Origin of the sequence: Shewanella sp. MTB7 (assembly GCF_027571385.1) — a bacterium.
GTDB lineage: Bacteria > Pseudomonadota > Gammaproteobacteria > Enterobacterales > Shewanellaceae > Shewanella.
Window position 1 is genome coordinate 84,511 of sequence record NZ_CP085636.1, and the last position, 16,028, is coordinate 100,538.

Here is a 16,028-nt window from a genome sequence, read left to right on the forward strand (position 1 = left end):
TGATTACAGTGACTGATTGAGGAACTTAAGCATGTCATCCGAGGCTGAAACGACCTTGGCATTCATCTCATAAGCACGCTGAGTGGATATCATTTCCACCATCTCCTCGACAACATTGACGTTAGCCCCTTCGAGCGCGCCTTGGCGTAGCTTACCTATGGCCTGATCGCCTGCAACGCCTTCGATGGCGGCTCCGGACGCCCCCGTTTCACGATAAAGGTTGTCGCCTCTGGCTTCGAGTCCTGTTGGATTAGTGAAATTCACTAAGGTAATTTGTCCCAGTTCTTGAGCTTCAGCTTGGCCAGAAATCTGTGATGTCACCACACCATCACTTGCTATCGTGACATTAAGAGAGTCGTCAGGGATCTCAATATTTGGTATCAGAGGTAAACCTTGAGATGTCACCATTAGGCCTTCGCTGCTGCGGAAAAACTGGCCATCGCGGGTATAGCCTAAGTCACCATTAGCTTCTTCTATTTGAAAAAAACCTTGACCTTCGATGGCAAGGTCCAACTGTTGATTGGTGGTCAACATATCGCCTTCGGTGAAGATCTTTTGCGTACCGACGACGCGAGTTCCAGTGCCTAGTTGTAAGCCTGATGGTAATTCGTTAAGTTCATCGACCTGCCCGCCAGGTTGGCGCTGTGTTTGATAGAATAGGTCGTTAAACGCAACGCGATCGCGCTTAAAGCCAGTGGTGTTAACGTTGGCCAAGTTGTTGGCGATGGTCGTCATCTTCACATCTTGAGCCGTTAGGCCTGTTTTGCTAATCCATAACGCTGACTGCATTATTTTGTCCCTAATCTATATGTTGGTTACTAAGCTTTGGCTGCTCAATTTGGTTAGCTTGTTTAAGCATTTCGGAGTAAACGATTACCAGCTTCAGCTAATTTTTCAGCACTCTTCATCAATTTGACTTGAACTTCAAATTGACGGCTGAGATCCATTGAGGCGATCAATTCGCTGACGGCTTTAACATTGCTGGATTCGAGAAATCCGCTGTCGATCTTTACTTCATTGTTAGCTTGTAGCGGCTGGCCATCACGGCTACGAAATAGACCGTCGAGGCCTTTTTCCATCGCCTTGAATTCAGGGTTAACCAGTTTTAGTTGGCCCACCTCTTCGATGATGCCACCTTCGGCGGCAAGCACGCTGACTCTGCCATCATCACCAATAAATAGATCACGATATTCAGGCAGGACGATTGGACCATCAATACCGGCAACCGGACGACCATCAATGGTGAGTTGACCATTGGTGTCAGGAACAATAGTGCCAGAGCGTGTATAGGCTTCACCGAGATCGCTCTGTACGGAAAACAGCCCCTGATCGCGGATAGCTAAGTCTAACTTACGACCCGTTGGATTCAGGGTGCCAGCTTGTAGACTAAAGCCACTGTCCTGTGTCTGTGCCATTACGCGAGTCTGCAAACTATTACCAGTAGCAGCTACAATGGTGGATTTGACCCGCTCAAGATCGGCTTTAAACCCCGTTGTATCTGCGTTTGCTAGGTTGTTTGCTCGGATCGCCTGAGATTCCATAATCCGGGTCGCCCCAGAAGCCGCCGTGTATAACATTCTGTCCATGGTCGGCTTCCTTAGATGGCGTTCAGCAAGGCTTGATGCATGGTCGAGTTAGCGTCCAGAACCTTAGCGTTAGATTGGTAGTTACGTTGAGCTGTCATTAGATTTACCATCTCAGCGGTGGTATCTACGTTAGAACCTTCAAGGTAACCAGCAGTTACTCCACCCAGCGTGCCAGTGGTAGGGGCACCTATTACGGGCTGTCCGGCGGCATTGGTAGCTGCCCAGGCATTGTTACTGACCGGAGTTAAGCCGTTGGGATTATTGAAATCAGCTAATACAACCTGTCCCTGTAGTTGCTCCTGACCATTGGTGTAAGTGCCATAGATCATGCCATTATCGTCCAAGCGTGTACCGTTAAGTTCACCTGAGGTGTAGCCATTTTGACTCATGCTAGAGTTACTGTAATCAGAAGCATATTGAGTGCTCTTTTTATAGCTGAGCTCAATGTTCATTGCTGAAGCACCGTCAATGATGGTGGGATCAGAGATATCTAAGGTTAAGCCATCACCGCTAACAAGGGCGCCGTTAGCATCAAACTTCATGGTGTGGCCACCTGTAGGAGTGACATCTTCGCCATCCATCATGTAATGGACTGACCATGAGCCTTTGCCCGTTTTTACATAATATTGGGTTAACGAGTGCTCTTTACCTAATGAGTCATAGGCTGCAGAAGTGCTTGATGAGTGGTAACTTGATGCATCATTTGGGTCAAATGGCGTCGTGGTTTGATCTATGGCATCGACGCTAGCATCTAAGTTAGACACTAGACTGATTGTCGAGGTTGCTTTAGCGGGAAGAGAGCCTGACTGGATCTGTAGATCGGTGACATTGCCAGTTTGCAACTGTCCCGTAGCGCCAACAGGATAACCTTGTAAACGGTTGCCGCTAGGGTCAGTGATAAACCCGTTGGCATCTTGATTAAACATACCAGCTCTAGAGTATAAGGTGCTGCCATCTTGGCTGTTAAGAACAAAGAAGCCATCGCCCTGAACGCCCATATCCAACTCTCGGCCGGTGTAGGTAAGGCTGCCACCCATGGAGAAGTTTTGGCTGGTGGACATCACGTTCACACCTCCGGCTTGACCGCCATTATAGATGGCTGAAAACTCACTGCGTCCACCGCGGTAGCCAACGGTTGAAGAGTTGGCTATGTTGTTACTGATGGTATTAAGATCTTGAGTTGTGGCTTGCAGTCCACTGAGGGCGATATTAAAAGACATTAAGATTATCCTTGGTTAACAATTAGTAGGTTAAGAAACTTCTGATATTTCAAGCACTGACACAGTTCCGAGTCCATTACCCAGTTCAGCCATCATCATTCCTGATGCGCTGATAAAGTGGATTTTCTCTATCGGAGCCTGAATAAAGGTGTCAGCGATAAGTTCCTCTTCACCTGAAGTCGTTTTGGCTTCAATCTTGTATTTACCGGGAGCGAGTCCCAACGCTTCAGGGTCAATCGTGAAAGCAATATCGCCAGACTCTTGTGGTCCAAGCGCCAATGTGGTGACCAAATCACCCTGCTCATTGAATATCTCGATATTGAGTTCTTCGACTGCATTGTCTACGTAAACCTTGCCATTAATGGATTCTGACTCGCCACCTAAGGTCAGTTCGGAGGCAGGAACCATGGCATTTTTGCCGATGAGTTGTGCCGACTGAACGATGCCGAGATTCTCCATGATGGTCATCTGAGTGGCCTGGTTTAGGCGCATCTGCTCTAAGCTTTCCACTTGAGAGAATTGAGCAAGCTGAGTAACGTATTCAGTGCTATCAATCGGATTGGTTGGATCTTGGTTTTGGATCTGTGCAATCATCAAGGTCATAAACTCATTTTTGATTGAGGCTGCGTCATTGCCGGGTGAATTCATAACATTCGTGGCAGTGCTGTCGCTGTTATTGCTGGTTGTTGTGTTGTTCACATTCATCTTACTTAGATCCTAATTGCAGCAAACCTTGTTGCATAGAACGTGCTTGATTCATCACCTCTACACTGGTTTCAAATGCGCGACTTGCCGCCATCATGTCAGCCATCTCTTCGACGGTGTTGACGTTTGAATAGGCAACATAGCCCTGTTTATCAGCGAAGGGATGATCTGGTTCATAGCGCATATCCAGCGGTGCATCGGTTTTAACTATGCCCGCTATTTGAACTTGTGCCCCAGAGACCTTGCCTTCCTGAGTCTGGTTATAGATGGTGGAAAATACAGGTTTCAATGCGCGATAAGCCGTGTCGGGTGTTTCTGCTGCTGCGCCAGCATTGGCTAAGTTACTCGCCACTGTATTTAGGCGAATAGTTTGGGCATGCATGCCCGCACCCGCGATCTGATATATCTCTGCAAACGACATCGCTAACTCCCAACCTTAAGGACTCTGTTCCAAGCGTCTTCAAGCATCTCTTCACTCCTCGTGATCTGATAATTTTCCCTAAATCCAAATGACATGGCTAACTCCTATTTACCTTCTATCGCCGACTTTAGTCCGGAGATTTTCATATTGAGAAAGGTGAGGCTAGTTTGATAATCCATGGCATTTTGTGAATACCTTGCCTGCTCTTTCCCTAGTTCAACGGTGTTTTCATCTGCAGAGGTTTGATAAGGCACTCGGTAGCCGACTTCATACTGACTACTGGTCGGCATCCCGGCATTAATGCTTGTTATTAACGCTTGAAAGTTAAGGTCTTTAGCCTTATAACCAGGAGTCTCGGCATTGGCCAAGTTACCTGCTAGTATCTTGGTTCGTTCGACTCTGAAATCCAGCATTTGGGGATGAATACCCAGTGCGGCATCGAGGTTGATCGCCATTGTGACTCCTAGTAGTGTGTGCTCATGTTTTTTGTTCTACGGTACAATACAAGTAATGTGCCAATAGTTAATTTTGAGGTTTATCAATGTGTTGCTGTAAGTTTGTACGGTGGGGAGGAACCCGTGTTTCCTATTTTCTGCTACTTGTTTCCTGCCTACTTCCGCTCAACATATCGGCTGAGGAAGTCTCGGGGGCCCAGCAACAGTTGGAAACAGAGCTGGAAAAAGCTTTAAGCCGAGAGATAGCTCAATGGGTCAAGCGTACCGGGATTAAATCGGTGCATCAGGAGATCAAAATCCGGGTACCTTCAGGGGCTGCTAAGTTGGAGCCTTGCTCTAAGTCTTTGAAGATAGATCCTAGTTCAGGCGCTGTATTTGGTAATCTGCAGCGTAAAGTGCAGTGCGAGGCGAAGGGCTGGTCTTTGTTCATTAGAGCAAAAGTCAGTTTGACGGCAAAGCTGCCAGTTGCTAATCGTGCCCTGAAGCGGGGAGAGTTCATTACGGCTAGAGATATCGAATGGCAGTTATTAAGTTTAGGCCGTTCGGATCGGGATTTAATGACGCGGGTTGAAGATATTGTTGGCCGACAGGTGGTCCGCAAGATCCGCAGACATAATGCGATTCAACTCCACCATCTGAGTTCACCACTTTGGGTAAACTTGGGTGATAAGGTGATTATCGAAGCTCACAGTAATGGCTTCTATGCCAATATGGCTGGGAAGGCGCTAGAGTCCGGTGGTGAAGGGCAGGCGATTAGGGTGAAAAATATCAGTTCGGGTAAAGTGATCACCGCGTATCCTACCGGAAAAGGAAGGGTATCAACTCTGTTTTAACTTGGGCAAATATTTAAGTTTAGTGAGCTAAGTGTCGCTTTAAATGAGTAACAGCCAGTATGCGGAGCATTTACGATGGAAATCCAAAAAATTAACAGTGCGATTAGTGCCGATATAGGCACTCGAAAAGGGGCCGTGAAAACGCCTGATTCTCCAGAGAAAGTTCAAATACTTCAGCCAGAACAGAAAGTAGTGAGTGATGACTGTAAATTGCTTGCAAGCTCACTGGAAGAGCTGGAACAGATAGAGGATGTTGATCAGGCTAAGATGCTTGAGATCCGCCAATCCTTGCGTGATGGGAGCTTTAAATTAGACATTGATGTTATCTCTGAGGCTATGTTAAAGCAGCATGGATAGCGTATGAGTAACAAGAGCGAAAGCAAAAGAGAGTTAGTGCAGGAGATTATCCGAGGAGTTCGTCAGGATATCGAAGGCTACAAACAGTTGAGAAGCTTACTTTCTCAGCAAAGAGAGCTGATGCAACGACGTGATAATCAAGGGCTTGAGTTACATAATCGACATCAACTAAGTTTATGTGAGCAGCTACAGTCTCGTGCCAATAAACGTAGCCGTGGGCTGATACAATTAGGTTTTTCTGGTGATGCCGCGGGTATGGATCAGCTTATCACTAAGTTGCCAGTAGATGCCGCCAAGCAGGTAAAAATATTGTGGAATAACCTGTTAATTTTGGTCAAAGAAAGCAAAATGGCTAATGATATTAACGGCAATCTGCTGGTGGATCAGCAAGCGGTGATCAATGGATTGTTAAATCGCGATAAAGAAGTTTGTATTGATTATGGTGTTTCTACACCAAGTTGAGTGGTGAGTTATGGGGTTAACTCACTTTTAACTTTCATCCCTGTGGGCTCTACCAAAACCAATAACCTCCCTGTTAAAGTACCAGTTCGGCATCCCTGTCTTACGTTCGAAGTGTATCACTTCGCGATTCCTCACCCTGTTTTGCTCCTCTGCGTGGTCTTTGTGAACTCCGTGGTGGAAATCTTGTTAGCCTTTATCATTTCTGGTTTTGTTGAATACCAATCAGTATAAGAAGTTGATCTACTCAGAGTGTTTTTTGGCAAACTAATTCAAGGCGAATGGATGACATAATGGCTGTTCCCTTGTGAGTTCATTCAACACAGAAGTAGGCAGCCAAAACACTCCTTACAGGCGAGTTTTAGCGGTTCTGATGCTGTGTTAACGAGCTTAACCGTAGAATAACTATGCTCTTCACTCGCTGCCTTGCCTCAGGACCGCTAAACTCTCGCTGAGCGATCAAATCTTTATACTGATTGGTATAATGTCTTAAACAGTATAAAATCAGTGGTTAATGAAATTTGTCGATGGTAAATTATTGTTGGTAAAGCGAGCTAGTTACGCTGCGTATACACCTTAATGAAGGAGAGATTAATTGACCGATCACAAGACTATTTCAGCATATGACGTTCATGTCGAAAATTATGTGGAGATCATTAATCAGCAAGCTGTCGATACTATATTATTGAATTTTATTGCATGCTTTAAGCCAAATGATTATGTACTTGATCTCGGCTGTGGACCTGGAGTCTCAGCTGCCATTATGCGAGAGCATGGGTTGAGAGTGGATCCTACTGATGCTTCTAAGGAGATGGTCAAACGGGCTAACAAGACTTTTAATATTGGTGCACGACTTGCTGTGTTTGAAGATATTAGTACCAGTAATACATATGATGGTATATGGGCCAATTTTAGCTTGCTCCATGCCACCCCTCAAGATTTGCCGAACATTTTAAAAGCGTTACACAAAGCCTTAAAGCCCAAAGGAATATTGCATTTGGGGATGAAGATTGGCCAAGGTTCAATCCGTGATAAGTTTGATCGTTACTACAGCTATTACTCGGAAGATGAATTAGTGGGTCACTTAAATAAAGTGGGCTTTATCGTGCAAAATGTGGAGCTAGGAGAAGCGTTAGGATTGGCTGGAGAACTAGAACCGTGGATCGTATTGACAGGCTCTTCTTGATTGGAGTGTGCGCTGTGATACCAATCAGTATAAGAAGTTGATCTACTCAGAGTGTTTTTTGGCAAGCTAATTCAAGGCGGATGGATGACAGAATGGTTGTTCCCTTGTGAGTTCATTCAACGCAGAAATAGGCAGCCAAACTCTCGCTGAGCGATCAAATCTTTATACTGATTGGTATGAGTCGCTTCTCGCATGCCAAACAACGCAACACAAATACCAGAACGTTTTGCTATTTCAGGGGATAAGTAAGTTCATCTGTTCTGCATTAAACCCTTTGACTTCATATGGAGATGGCACATTTTGAAAATATTCAACCCAAACCTTATTGCTTCGTGGAAACTCACGGTCCAAGCACCTCTTAGCTTGCTTTCTCGTTTCTGCTAAATCTCCCACAAATGATGCGTTTTCAAATCCTACTTCTACTATTTGAAATTCTGTGGAACTAAAACAGTAAATAATAAACCCACGATCTTTCTTATATGTTTTAAATTGAACCACTTCCTTTGGTTGCAGTTTTTTAAGTTGCTTGTCGATTAATGCTATGATTTTAGAAATATGAATCATGTTATTAAACTCCATTGTGTAAATTGAGAATATATCACAAAGGGGAGCGCATAAGTGATGGCTAATGTAGCTTGTTTGCTTGTTTTAATGATGGCTTTTGATGATTTGCAAGAAAGGAAAACTTAGTGAAATGTAAGTGTGTTCCCTTGGCTACCTTAGAGCACAGGACGGAGAAAATGTGCAACTTGCTCTTCAACAAGTCACAAATTTAGCTGAAAGATAGTCGGCAACGCCCGGCAAGATCATCCAGTTGTTTCTGTTCCTTGATCGATTTTGCATCGAGTTGCTCTTGGTGACGTCGCTTGCAAAACCATTTTATCCCCTGTTGTCTCCCAAGTTGTTTACGCCATAAACCGTCCATTCTCTGGTGCTCGTGCTCAAGTAATCGTTGCTGTCTGGTCAACTGGGTCTGCATCGGTTTTAGCGCTAGCTGCATATTGATATTGTTCTGTAGCAGCAGTGAATTGGCTAGCTGTGGTGAGTGAGCTTGATATTCAGTTAACATCTTTGTTAGTGCTAACTGTTGTTTACTTATCTGAGTGATGCGGTGGTGGGCTTCACTGCGTTGCCTGCCGAGCTCAGAGAGCTTTTTCTCCTCCTGTTGGCAGAGTTTTAAAAGTTGCTTCATCTCAGCTCTCTTTGTGGGTGTGGATTGGCGAAATGTTGTGTGAGTTTATTTAAGGCTTCTAGGCTGTGGTGGAGATCGAATTTTTGCGAAGTCTCCTGTTTAAGAAAACTAGCCATCATAGGGTAGCTATCTACTGCAAGATCCATTTGTGGATCGTGTCCCGCCTGATAACCGCCTAAAGGCAGCAGTTCACGAACTTCGTTATAACGGCTATTAAGGTGCCTGAACTGCTGGGTTTGCTGTATCTGTTCCTGATCGGCGACTTGGCTGGCCAGTCGACTGACTGAGGCGGCGATGTCGATCGCCGGGAAATGGCCCTGTTCGGCTAACTGGCGGCTTAATACTAGGTGACCATCTAAGATGGCTCTAGCGGCATCGGCAATGGGATCTTGCTGATCGTCGCCCTCGGTTAAGACTGTATAGAAAGCGGTTAAGGTGCCTTCTGGGTGCTGACCGTTACCAGCCTGCTCCACTAAGCTTGGCAGCTGAGCAAAGGCTGAGGGGGGATAGCCTTTAGTTGCCGGAGGCTCGCCTAAACTCAGGGCTATTTCACGTTGGGCTTGAGCATAACGTGTGAGTGAATCAACTAACAATAGCACCTGTTTACCCTGATCTCGAAAGGCGGTCGCCACATGATGGCACAGCCGCATAGCACGCATTCTCATAAGAGGTGTGGTATCGGCAGGCGCTGCGATAACCACGGCACGCTTTAGTCCCTCTTCACCTAATGATTGCTCGATAAATTCACGGACCTCTCGGCCACGTTCACCTATTAAACCGACGATGACAACATCGGCTTCAGTAAAGCGGGTCATCATGCCCAGTAGTACACTTTTACCCACACCGGATCCTGCGAAAAGGCCCAGCCGTTGACCACGGCCGATGGGAAGTAGGGCATTGATGGCTCGAATGCCCACATCTAATGGCTCTGTGATGGGTTTACGCAGTAAGGGGTTTGTTGTCTGGTTAGTTAAAGGCTGCCAGTGGATATTACTCAGCGGGCCGAGTGTATCCAGTGGCTGAGCTAATCCATCGAGTACCCGACCTAACAGTCCATTACCTACGGGGATCTGAACCTGACCGATGAGCGGCATGACCCGGGCGCCAGGCATTAAACCTGAGGTGTGTTCCATGGGCATTAAGCAGAGTGTCTCTTTATGAAACCCGACGACTTCGGCCTCGATCTTTCGTCCATCACGACACTCGATATGACAACGATCCCCCATGCCTAGTTGACACCCTATGGCCTCGAGCAGCATGCCGTTGACCCGGGTTAAACGGCCATAGACTTGTGCTACTGGAACTTGGGGCCAATCTAAGTTTTCATAGATTGAAGCTTCGATGGATTCAGCACTATTTTGCATCGACAGCGGACTCAGTATCTTGATTGAGGGCTTTATTTCCGGCCTGTTCCAGCTTAGTCGCTACCTGATCCATACAGGCATTGAGTCTGGTTTCCACTGATGCATCTGCATCGGATTTGTCGCTGACAATGCGACATCCCCCTGGAGATATTGTGGGATCAGCCACTAAGGTCCAATGCTTAATTTTTTCAGCAGCCAACTCTTTTAGCTTATGCACGGCATTCGGTTCAAGATGGATCTTCATCTCAGCGCGTGTGTCGGGCAAGGCTTGCATCGTCTCTTCAACAAGGGAAATGATCTGCTGGGGTTGCAAGGTGAGTTCACAGCGGATCACCTGTTGAGAGACCCGACGGATCAGTTCCAGTATGGTGGTTTGTTGTTGGCGGATCTGCTGGTTATGACCCTCCTCCAGAATCGATTTTAGGGCACTAATGGGAGCGATGATCTCATTGAGTTGCTCATCAATTGCCTCTTTTCCTTTTAGTTTTCCCTCTATACGACCTTGATTGAAGCCGCTAGCATGACCGGATAAACGCCCCTCTTCGGAACCTGAACTAAAACCATCCTCGTGCCCCTTAGATACTCCCTCTTTATATCCATTATCGAAGGCCTCCTGATAGTCATGCCATCCTGCACCATGGTCGCCTTCTACTGGATCGGGCTGGATCAGTGGTGCGAATCTGTGACGTCGGGCAAGCGCGCCTTTAAGACGCCATTTTGAATCTGTATTATCTGAAGATATAGTCATTATTCAACTACCTGTTCTTCGAAGAGTTGTAATTCAATGTCACCGTCATTCATCATCTCTTTTGCTATGTCCATGATCGCTCGTCGGGCGGTGATAGCCTGACTTAGTGGGACTGCCCCGATAGCTTCAACCTGAGTTTCAATGGCAGATGACATACGTTTAGGCAGTGCATTGAGTAGGGTTGATTTTAGCTCTGAATCGATCCCTTTTAGTGCCAATGACAACATATCTGCAGGCACTATTTCCATCAATGCTCGTAGGGTTTCAGGCTTCTGTTTACCTAAAATCATAAAGTCGAACATGTTGTCTGCTACGTCGCTGGCGAGTTTGCGGTCATGGAGTTTTATCATCTCCATTAGCTGCTCACGATCACCTTCGAAACGGTTGAGGATATCGGCCACCTGTTTAACTCCTGCAACTTGTGTGTGGCTTTTCTCCATGGCGATCAACATGCAACGTTCGATAAGCTGTCTCAGCTCATCGACTACATCTCTGTCTAGTTCGCCTAGCTGGGCTATGCGAACCAGTACTTCATCTTGGCCTTCAGCGGGTAAGCTTTGCAGCACTTGCGCGGCACTCTCAGCAGGCAATAAACCTAAGAGCACGGCTTGCAGTTGGCTGTGTTCATGGGTGATCTCTCTGGCCAGCAGTTGGGGATCGACCCACTCTAATCGCTTAACCAATGTTTTGATCTCATCACCATAGATACTGTCAATAAGGCTCTTGGCTACACGATCCCCAAGCGCCATATCTAAGGTTTTTTGCAGATATGAACGCGAGGCGCGTGCAATACCTGATTGTTGTTGATATCCCATAAAAAAACGACTCAATACCGCCTCTGCTTCATGTTGAGTGATGCTGGATAAGCGCGCCATTTTGTGGCTTAAATGTTGAACATCATTTCTGTCGAGGTGGGACATCACCTGCGCCGCGCCTTTCTCGCCCATGCTCAGCAGTAGCATGGCCGCTTGATCTAGATTGTCCATTTGTATTCCGGTTTCACTGTTATTCACTAGATTCATTACCTAATTAATTAAATGGAGATGGTTCAATTGATGACTCACTCTTTGTTTTTATCACCGATCCAGTGAGCTATCACTTCAGCAACGCGCGCGGGTTCCTGATTTGCCAGTAAGCTCAAATGTTCCATCTTCACTGTCAGTGGCGATCCTGGTGCTGGAAGGTTTTGGTTACCGATCCAGTCGCTCCCCATTTTATTTTGATCCAGTCCCATCAACTGATCAGCCAACGCCTGTGAATCACCAAGTTGGGCTGTGTTAGCCATGTTTTCTACCGGTGGTTCCAGTGCCACAGAGGTCTCATTGAAATTCTCTTTGAAGGTGTGTTCTGCTGTACGTGTTAGATGAGAAACTAACGGTCTAAGCACAAAGAAGATGAGCCCTAAGCCTAAAATAGCACCAATGAAATATCTGAGATAAGCCTGATAACCTTCAGCTTGCCACCATGGCATTGGCTCAAACTGGGCGATTTTAACCGGTGCAAACAGAAAACTGTTGATGCTGAATTGATCGCCACGTGCCGCTGAGAAGCCTATGGCGTCTTGAACCATAGTGCCCAGTTGAGCCATCTGAGTCTCATTCCAGCCCGTTGTGCCACCAGTTTGGCTGTTGAGTAGTACTGAGACAGAAAGATTTTCAAGCTGCATCTGCTGAAAACGTGTGTGTTTTACCGAACGACCTACATCAAATTGGCGACTCTCCTGTTTATTCAGATTTCGGCTTGAGTTCTCATTTCCATCTTGATTAGCTGTTGGAGTCTGATTGCTCAATGCGCCAGGGATCCCCATGGCAAGTGTACTGTCAGTATCATTAATGCTTTGTTGTTCCTGAGTAACAACAGATTGAGGATCTAATGATTCGCGTGTCTCTTCAACCTGATTAAAGTTCACTTGAGCAGCGATTTGAACCTGAAAATTCTCTAGTCCCAGTACCGGAGCAAGCATGCTCGATGCCCGATCAATTAAACTCTGCTCAAGTTCTTGAGTATATTTGAGCTGTTTATCTCTGGCTTGGGTAATATCTTGATTGCCCGCAATGCCTGAGCTGAGGAGGTTACCCTCTTGGTCGACGACTTGAACGCGTTCAGGCGTCATGCCACTGACACTACCAGCGACTAAGTTCACCACAGCTTCGACCTGACTTGTTTGTAGGTTCGCGCCAGCGTAGATATCTAACATTACCGATGCTGATGGCAGTTCTGGTTGCTGTCTGATAAACAGTGTTCGCTTGGGAATAGCAAGGTGTACTCTCGCAGTACGAACGGCATTGAGTGCCATGATGGTGCGGGCTAGCTCACCTTCTAGGCTGTGACGATATCTTGCCTGTTCCATAAACTGGCTGGTGCCAATACCCGCTTTATCCAAGGATTCCATGCCCGAAGGCACCTTAGCTTTCACCCCTTTAGCAGCAAGTAACATTCTTGCTTTACCTAGTTTATCTTCCTGTACCAAAACTAGGCCGCTAGTGGCATCGAGACGATAGGCGATCCCTTCTGTTTCCAACACTTCAATGATCTGCGACGTTTCAACCTGTTCTTGGTGGCCATAGAGTGGGCGATACCCTTGGCTGGTGGTCCACAATAGAAGGACTATAACGCAGGCGACAACACTGGCGAGGATTGCCAAGATTAACACTTGGCGATCACCTCGATTAAATTCATGCCATTTTGATTTTATTGAGGAGAGTATCTCGCCTTTATTGCCTGGGTCGATAGTGGTTAGGCTCGGTTGAGTGAGAGTTGTAGACATTAAATATTTTCCCTTACAGAAGACGTTATTTTTCTGCTAATGCTGAGTTCGTTTACCTTGCCAACCTTTAGATTGGCATCTTCATCACATCGTCAAAGGCTTGAACTAAGCGGTTACGGATCTGCATCATGGCTGAGAAGGAGAGACTCGCTTTTTGTGATGCCACCATTGCGCCTACTAGATCATCACTTTCTCCAGCATCGACGGCTCTAACTTTGGCAGAAGAGGTGTTTTGATCTGCGTTCACTGCAACGACTTTACTCTCCATAAGTTCAGAGAAAGAGGGAGCTTGTATACCGTGATCTTTAGGATTCGCGGTGATTTTTATCGCGCCCTTGGCCATCTCTGTATGGATACTTAATGTGTCCATCATGGCTTGAGGACTGATTATGGTTGAAACTGACATGTACATTTCCTATCGATGTTCTGTGTGTTGTGGCAGTTTGGTTTAAGCTGCGAGGCCTAAAGCCTGCTCTATATCTATTCCCTCTTCACGCATCTGCACTAACTTGTACCTGAGGGCTCGGGTGGTCATTCCTAGCGACTCGGCACTTTGGCTGCGATGACCTCGGAAGCGTTTTAGGGTGTCTAAAATATATTGAAACTCTGCTTGTCGCTTGGAGGCTTTAAGTCCCTGCTTAGGGTTATCAGCTGTTACTGTGCAGTGGTTATCTTTGGCTTCTATACCGAGTTCAGCGGCTTGAAGTGCTTGACCTCGGCGCATGACCAAGGCGCGTTGAATCGTGTTCTCTAACTCTCTGACATTTCCCGGCCAGTCGTGGGATAGTAGACGTTGTTGGGCAGGCTCACTGAAGTAGCAAGCTTGATGGTCACAGAGTGGTTTGTATTTTTGTAAAAAATGTTCGGCCAGAGGTAAAATGTCCTCTTTACGCTCCCTAAGAGGAGTGATTTTAAGGGGCAATACATCTAGGCGATAAAAGAGATCTTCTCTAAAGTCTCCATTTTTAACTGCTTGTCTCAGATCTCTATTGGTTGAAGCGATAACACGGATATTGAGTGGAATGGTCTTGTGACCACCTAAACGTTCAACTTCTCTCTCCTGCAAAACTCGTAATAACTTAGATTGTAGTAGAAATGGCATCTCTCCTATCTCATCAAGCAGTAGGGTTCCACCGTTGGCTTGTTCAAACTTACCAGCCTGATCACAGGACGCACCTGTAAAAGCACCTTTTACATGGCCGAATAGTATCGACTCCAGAATACTCTCTGGGATTGCGGCACAGTTGACTGCGATAAATGGCTGTTCTGAACGGTTGGAATGTCGATGAATATAGTGAGCTAAGGGTTCCTTACCTGTACCACTTTCACCTGTGAGTAGAATGCTTGCTTCTGTTGTGGCAGCCCTATGGGCCAACATCAGGAGTTGACGACTAACCGTTGAGGAGACTATAAAATCGGTATCTGGTTGCTCTAAACGGCGAAATCGGTTTAACAACGAAGTTAACTGCTCGAGATCTAATGGCAGTAATAGGTAATCCTGTGCACCATGTTGCATAGCACAACTCGCAAGATCGGTTTGTTCAGGATTTAACAAAGCAACCTGGTTTTTCCCGGGGTACTGAGCCATCTTGACCACTGCCTCATCGCAGCTGCAATTAGACAGGTTGATCATCGTGAGCCAAGGTTTTCCTAGTATAGAATGACCTAGTTCAAATCCTTGTAACTGCAACTTTTGAATATAGTTAGGAGTCAGTTCTGTGTCGACGAATCTAAGATTATAACTACTCATTAGCCCCTCCGGTTTGCAGTTCCGCAGAGCGAGAGTCTGACTTGACTAAGCGCACAGTCACCCTTCTATTTAACTCTCTCCCAGCTTGAGTCTTGTTACTTGCCTTAGGTGAGCGAATACCATGATGCCTGACTTGTACCATCTTTTTAGTGATGCCTAACTCAATCAAGCGGGAGGCAACTTCATCAGCTCTCTCTTTGCTAAGGACCAGATTCGCTAACGATTCCCCGCTTCCATCGGCATGGGCATCGACTAATACTTCTACGATTGAATTGTCGACAAGAACATATTGGGCTATGGCATCTAAGTCAGCCTCATGAGCGGCAATTAATAGACTCGAACCTGAGTGAAATAGAAGATCTATCCGGCGGACGTAGGAGAAGGGCTGTGGAAGTAGGTTTTGCCGGCATAACTTGAATTGGCGAGTGATCGCTTGGGTTGCGATTGGTGCCGTTTCGACTAAGTACGAGTTGCCCTGAGCTCCTGAAATCGCTACTTGCCAGGAGAGCCCTTGTTCTAATCCTTCAAGGAATTGATTTGTCGAGTCTTGACTTCGACCAGTGTTACCTTGCCAATGTAATTGGGTTTCGATTGAACTTAGCTGCTTACCTTGATTCCATGAAGGCGATTGTAGGGTAACAGGGCTCTGTTCATTCTTAAAAGTAAGCCAGTCTGCAGTGAGCTGAAGACTGAGTAGACTGTCAGGCTCTGCAATTAGCTTAAATTCACCAAACCCTTCAACTTTATGTCCTATTTGGCATAGGTAAGGATCTCCAGAATAATGCCATTTTGCTTGTTCAAACTCAGTTTGATAGTGCGAAACTTGCGCAAATGCTGAACTTGGGATTATGAGAGCAATAAACAGAGCATAGATTTTTATATGAACTGATGTTTTCAATGTTTCATTTGCCTTTTAATATCATGTTTATTGTTGTTGGTTTGTATATGTTTTACTTCGTTTTTTATATACGGAATTCTTGCGGTG

Annotated in this window: 19 protein-coding genes; 4 read left to right on the plus strand and 15 right to left on the minus strand. The window is 46.1% G+C overall.

Annotation, left to right across the window (positions count from 1 at the left end):
- Positions 1-3: 3 nt before the first annotated feature.
- The 6 genes from flgG to HWQ47_RS00405 form a co-directional block, all read right to left on the minus strand.
- Positions 4-789 carry a flagellar basal-body rod protein FlgG gene (flgG, locus tag HWQ47_RS00380; protein WP_269969246.1) on the minus strand — a complete coding sequence of 262 codons (786 nt, stop codon included), beginning with the start codon at positions 787-789 and terminating at the stop codon, positions 4-6.
- Between the two features lie 62 nt (positions 790-851).
- Positions 852-1,586 carry a flagellar basal body rod protein FlgF gene (locus HWQ47_RS00385; RefSeq protein ID WP_269969247.1) on the minus strand — a complete coding sequence of 245 codons (735 nt, stop codon included), beginning with the start codon at positions 1,584-1,586 and terminating at the stop codon, positions 852-854.
- Between the two features lie 11 nt (positions 1,587-1,597).
- A complete protein-coding gene (flgE, locus tag HWQ47_RS00390) occupies positions 1,598-2,806 on the minus strand; it encodes a flagellar hook protein FlgE (RefSeq protein ID WP_269969248.1) in 1,209 nt (402 codons plus the stop codon).
- 30 nt (positions 2,807-2,836) lie between these two features.
- The gene (locus HWQ47_RS00395) at positions 2,837-3,511 is read right to left on the minus strand and encodes a flagellar hook capping FlgD N-terminal domain-containing protein (RefSeq protein ID WP_269969249.1); all 675 of its coding nucleotides are present in this window, start codon (positions 3,509-3,511) and stop codon (positions 2,837-2,839) included.
- 1 nt (position 3,512) lies between these two features.
- Positions 3,513-3,932: a flagellar basal body rod protein FlgC gene (flgC, locus tag HWQ47_RS00400; RefSeq protein WP_269969250.1), complete on the minus strand. Its 420-nt coding sequence runs from the start codon at positions 3,930-3,932 to the stop codon at positions 3,513-3,515.
- 104 nt (positions 3,933-4,036) lie between these two features.
- The gene (locus tag HWQ47_RS00405; RefSeq protein WP_269969251.1) at positions 4,037-4,387 is read right to left on the minus strand and encodes a flagellar basal body rod protein FlgB; all 351 of its coding nucleotides are present in this window, start codon (positions 4,385-4,387) and stop codon (positions 4,037-4,039) included.
- A gap of 86 nt (positions 4,388-4,473) precedes the next feature.
- On the opposite strand from HWQ47_RS00405, the gene flgA reads away from it, so the two are divergent.
- The 4 genes from flgA to HWQ47_RS00425 all read left to right on the plus strand — a co-directional run bounded on the left by flgA (position 4,474) and on the right by HWQ47_RS00425 (position 7,222).
- Positions 4,474-5,220 carry a flagellar basal body P-ring formation chaperone FlgA gene (gene flgA / locus HWQ47_RS00410; protein WP_269969252.1) on the plus strand — a complete coding sequence of 249 codons (747 nt, stop codon included), beginning with the start codon at positions 4,474-4,476 and terminating at the stop codon, positions 5,218-5,220.
- A 75-nt stretch (positions 5,221-5,295) separates the two neighbouring features.
- Positions 5,296-5,577: a flagellar biosynthesis anti-sigma factor FlgM gene (locus HWQ47_RS00415; RefSeq protein WP_269969253.1), complete on the plus strand. Its 282-nt coding sequence runs from the start codon at positions 5,296-5,298 to the stop codon at positions 5,575-5,577.
- Between the two features lie 3 nt (positions 5,578-5,580).
- Positions 5,581-6,039 (plus strand): flagellar protein FlgN, encoded by a 459-nt coding sequence (locus HWQ47_RS00420; RefSeq protein ID WP_269969254.1) that lies wholly within the window; start codon positions 5,581-5,583, stop codon positions 6,037-6,039.
- Between the two features lie 592 nt (positions 6,040-6,631).
- Complete coding sequence (locus HWQ47_RS00425; protein WP_269969255.1) at positions 6,632-7,222, plus strand: class I SAM-dependent DNA methyltransferase; 591 nt, start codon at positions 6,632-6,634, stop codon at positions 7,220-7,222.
- Positions 7,223-7,456: 234 nt separating this feature from the next.
- On the opposite strand, the gene HWQ47_RS00430 is transcribed toward HWQ47_RS00425, so the two are convergent.
- From HWQ47_RS00430 to HWQ47_RS00470, 9 genes are all read right to left on the minus strand, one after another.
- Entirely contained in the window at positions 7,457-7,786 is a 330-nt protein-coding gene (locus HWQ47_RS00430) for a hypothetical protein (RefSeq protein WP_269969256.1), read from the minus strand.
- Positions 7,787-7,994: 208 nt separating this feature from the next.
- A complete protein-coding gene (locus HWQ47_RS00435) occupies positions 7,995-8,414 on the minus strand; it encodes a hypothetical protein (protein WP_269969257.1) in 420 nt (139 codons plus the stop codon).
- The gene (gene fliI, locus HWQ47_RS00440; RefSeq protein WP_269969258.1) at positions 8,411-9,778 is read right to left on the minus strand and encodes a flagellar protein export ATPase FliI; all 1,368 of its coding nucleotides are present in this window, start codon (positions 9,776-9,778) and stop codon (positions 8,411-8,413) included. The genes HWQ47_RS00435 and fliI overlap by 4 nt, the downstream gene beginning before the upstream one ends.
- Entirely contained in the window at positions 9,768-10,526 is a 759-nt protein-coding gene (fliH, locus tag HWQ47_RS00445) for a flagellar assembly protein FliH (RefSeq protein WP_269969259.1), read from the minus strand. The genes fliI and fliH overlap by 11 nt, the downstream gene beginning before the upstream one ends.
- Complete coding sequence (locus tag HWQ47_RS00450; RefSeq protein ID WP_269971627.1) at positions 10,526-11,512, minus strand: flagellar motor switch protein FliG; 987 nt, start codon at positions 11,510-11,512, stop codon at positions 10,526-10,528. The genes fliH and HWQ47_RS00450 overlap by 1 nt, the downstream gene beginning before the upstream one ends.
- A gap of 74 nt (positions 11,513-11,586) precedes the next feature.
- A complete protein-coding gene (gene fliF / locus HWQ47_RS00455) occupies positions 11,587-13,293 on the minus strand; it encodes a flagellar basal-body MS-ring/collar protein FliF (RefSeq protein ID WP_269969260.1) in 1,707 nt (568 codons plus the stop codon).
- A 67-nt stretch (positions 13,294-13,360) separates the two neighbouring features.
- Complete coding sequence (gene fliE, locus HWQ47_RS00460; protein WP_269969261.1) at positions 13,361-13,699, minus strand: flagellar hook-basal body complex protein FliE; 339 nt, start codon at positions 13,697-13,699, stop codon at positions 13,361-13,363.
- Positions 13,700-13,741: 42 nt separating this feature from the next.
- Complete coding sequence (locus HWQ47_RS00465; RefSeq protein ID WP_269969262.1) at positions 13,742-15,043, minus strand: sigma-54 interaction domain-containing protein; 1,302 nt, start codon at positions 15,041-15,043, stop codon at positions 13,742-13,744.
- A complete protein-coding gene (locus HWQ47_RS00470) occupies positions 15,036-15,941 on the minus strand; it encodes a MotY family protein (RefSeq protein ID WP_269969263.1) in 906 nt (301 codons plus the stop codon). The genes HWQ47_RS00465 and HWQ47_RS00470 overlap by 8 nt, the downstream gene beginning before the upstream one ends.
- Positions 15,942-16,028: the final 87 nt, after the last annotated feature.

Excerpts from the sequence above, each read along its gene's own strand:
- fliH (WP_269969259.1), bottom strand. The coding sequence starts at position 10,526 with ATGACTATATCTTCAGATAATACAGATTCAAAATGGCGTCTTAAAGGC.
- HWQ47_RS00420 (WP_269969254.1), top strand. The coding sequence starts at position 5,581 with ATGAGTAACAAGAGCGAAAGCAAAAGAGAGTTAGTGCAGGAGATTATC.
- flgG (WP_269969246.1), bottom strand. The coding sequence starts at position 789 with ATGCAGTCAGCGTTATGGATTAGCAAAACAGGCCTAACGGCTCAAGAT.
- fliF (WP_269969260.1), bottom strand. The coding sequence starts at position 13,293 with ATGTCTACAACTCTCACTCAACCGAGCCTAACCACTATCGACCCAGGC.
- HWQ47_RS00465 (WP_269969262.1), bottom strand. The coding sequence starts at position 15,043 with ATGAGTAGTTATAATCTTAGATTCGTCGACACAGAACTGACTCCTAAC.
- fliI (WP_269969258.1), bottom strand. The coding sequence starts at position 9,778 with ATGCAAAATAGTGCTGAATCCATCGAAGCTTCAATCTATGAAAACTTA.
- HWQ47_RS00405 (WP_269969251.1), bottom strand. The coding sequence starts at position 4,387 with ATGGCGATCAACCTCGATGCCGCACTGGGTATTCATCCCCAAATGCTG.
- flgC (WP_269969250.1), bottom strand. The coding sequence starts at position 3,932 with ATGTCGTTTGCAGAGATATATCAGATCGCGGGTGCGGGCATGCATGCC.
- HWQ47_RS00430 (WP_269969256.1), bottom strand. The coding sequence starts at position 7,786 with ATGATTCATATTTCTAAAATCATAGCATTAATCGACAAGCAACTTAAA.
- HWQ47_RS00385 (WP_269969247.1), bottom strand. The coding sequence starts at position 1,586 with ATGGACAGAATGTTATACACGGCGGCTTCTGGGGCGACCCGGATTATG.
- fliE (WP_269969261.1), bottom strand. The coding sequence starts at position 13,699 with ATGTCAGTTTCAACCATAATCAGTCCTCAAGCCATGATGGACACATTA.
- HWQ47_RS00415 (WP_269969253.1), top strand. The coding sequence starts at position 5,296 with ATGGAAATCCAAAAAATTAACAGTGCGATTAGTGCCGATATAGGCACT.
- flgE (WP_269969248.1), bottom strand. The coding sequence starts at position 2,806 with ATGTCTTTTAATATCGCCCTCAGTGGACTGCAAGCCACAACTCAAGAT.
- HWQ47_RS00395 (WP_269969249.1), bottom strand. The coding sequence starts at position 3,511 with ATGAATGTGAACAACACAACAACCAGCAATAACAGCGACAGCACTGCC.
- HWQ47_RS00435 (WP_269969257.1), bottom strand. The coding sequence starts at position 8,414 with ATGAAGCAACTTTTAAAACTCTGCCAACAGGAGGAGAAAAAGCTCTCT.
- HWQ47_RS00450 (WP_269971627.1), bottom strand. The coding sequence starts at position 11,512 with ATGGACAATCTAGATCAAGCGGCCATGCTACTGCTGAGCATGGGCGAG.
- flgA (WP_269969252.1), top strand. The coding sequence starts at position 4,474 with ATGTGTTGCTGTAAGTTTGTACGGTGGGGAGGAACCCGTGTTTCCTAT.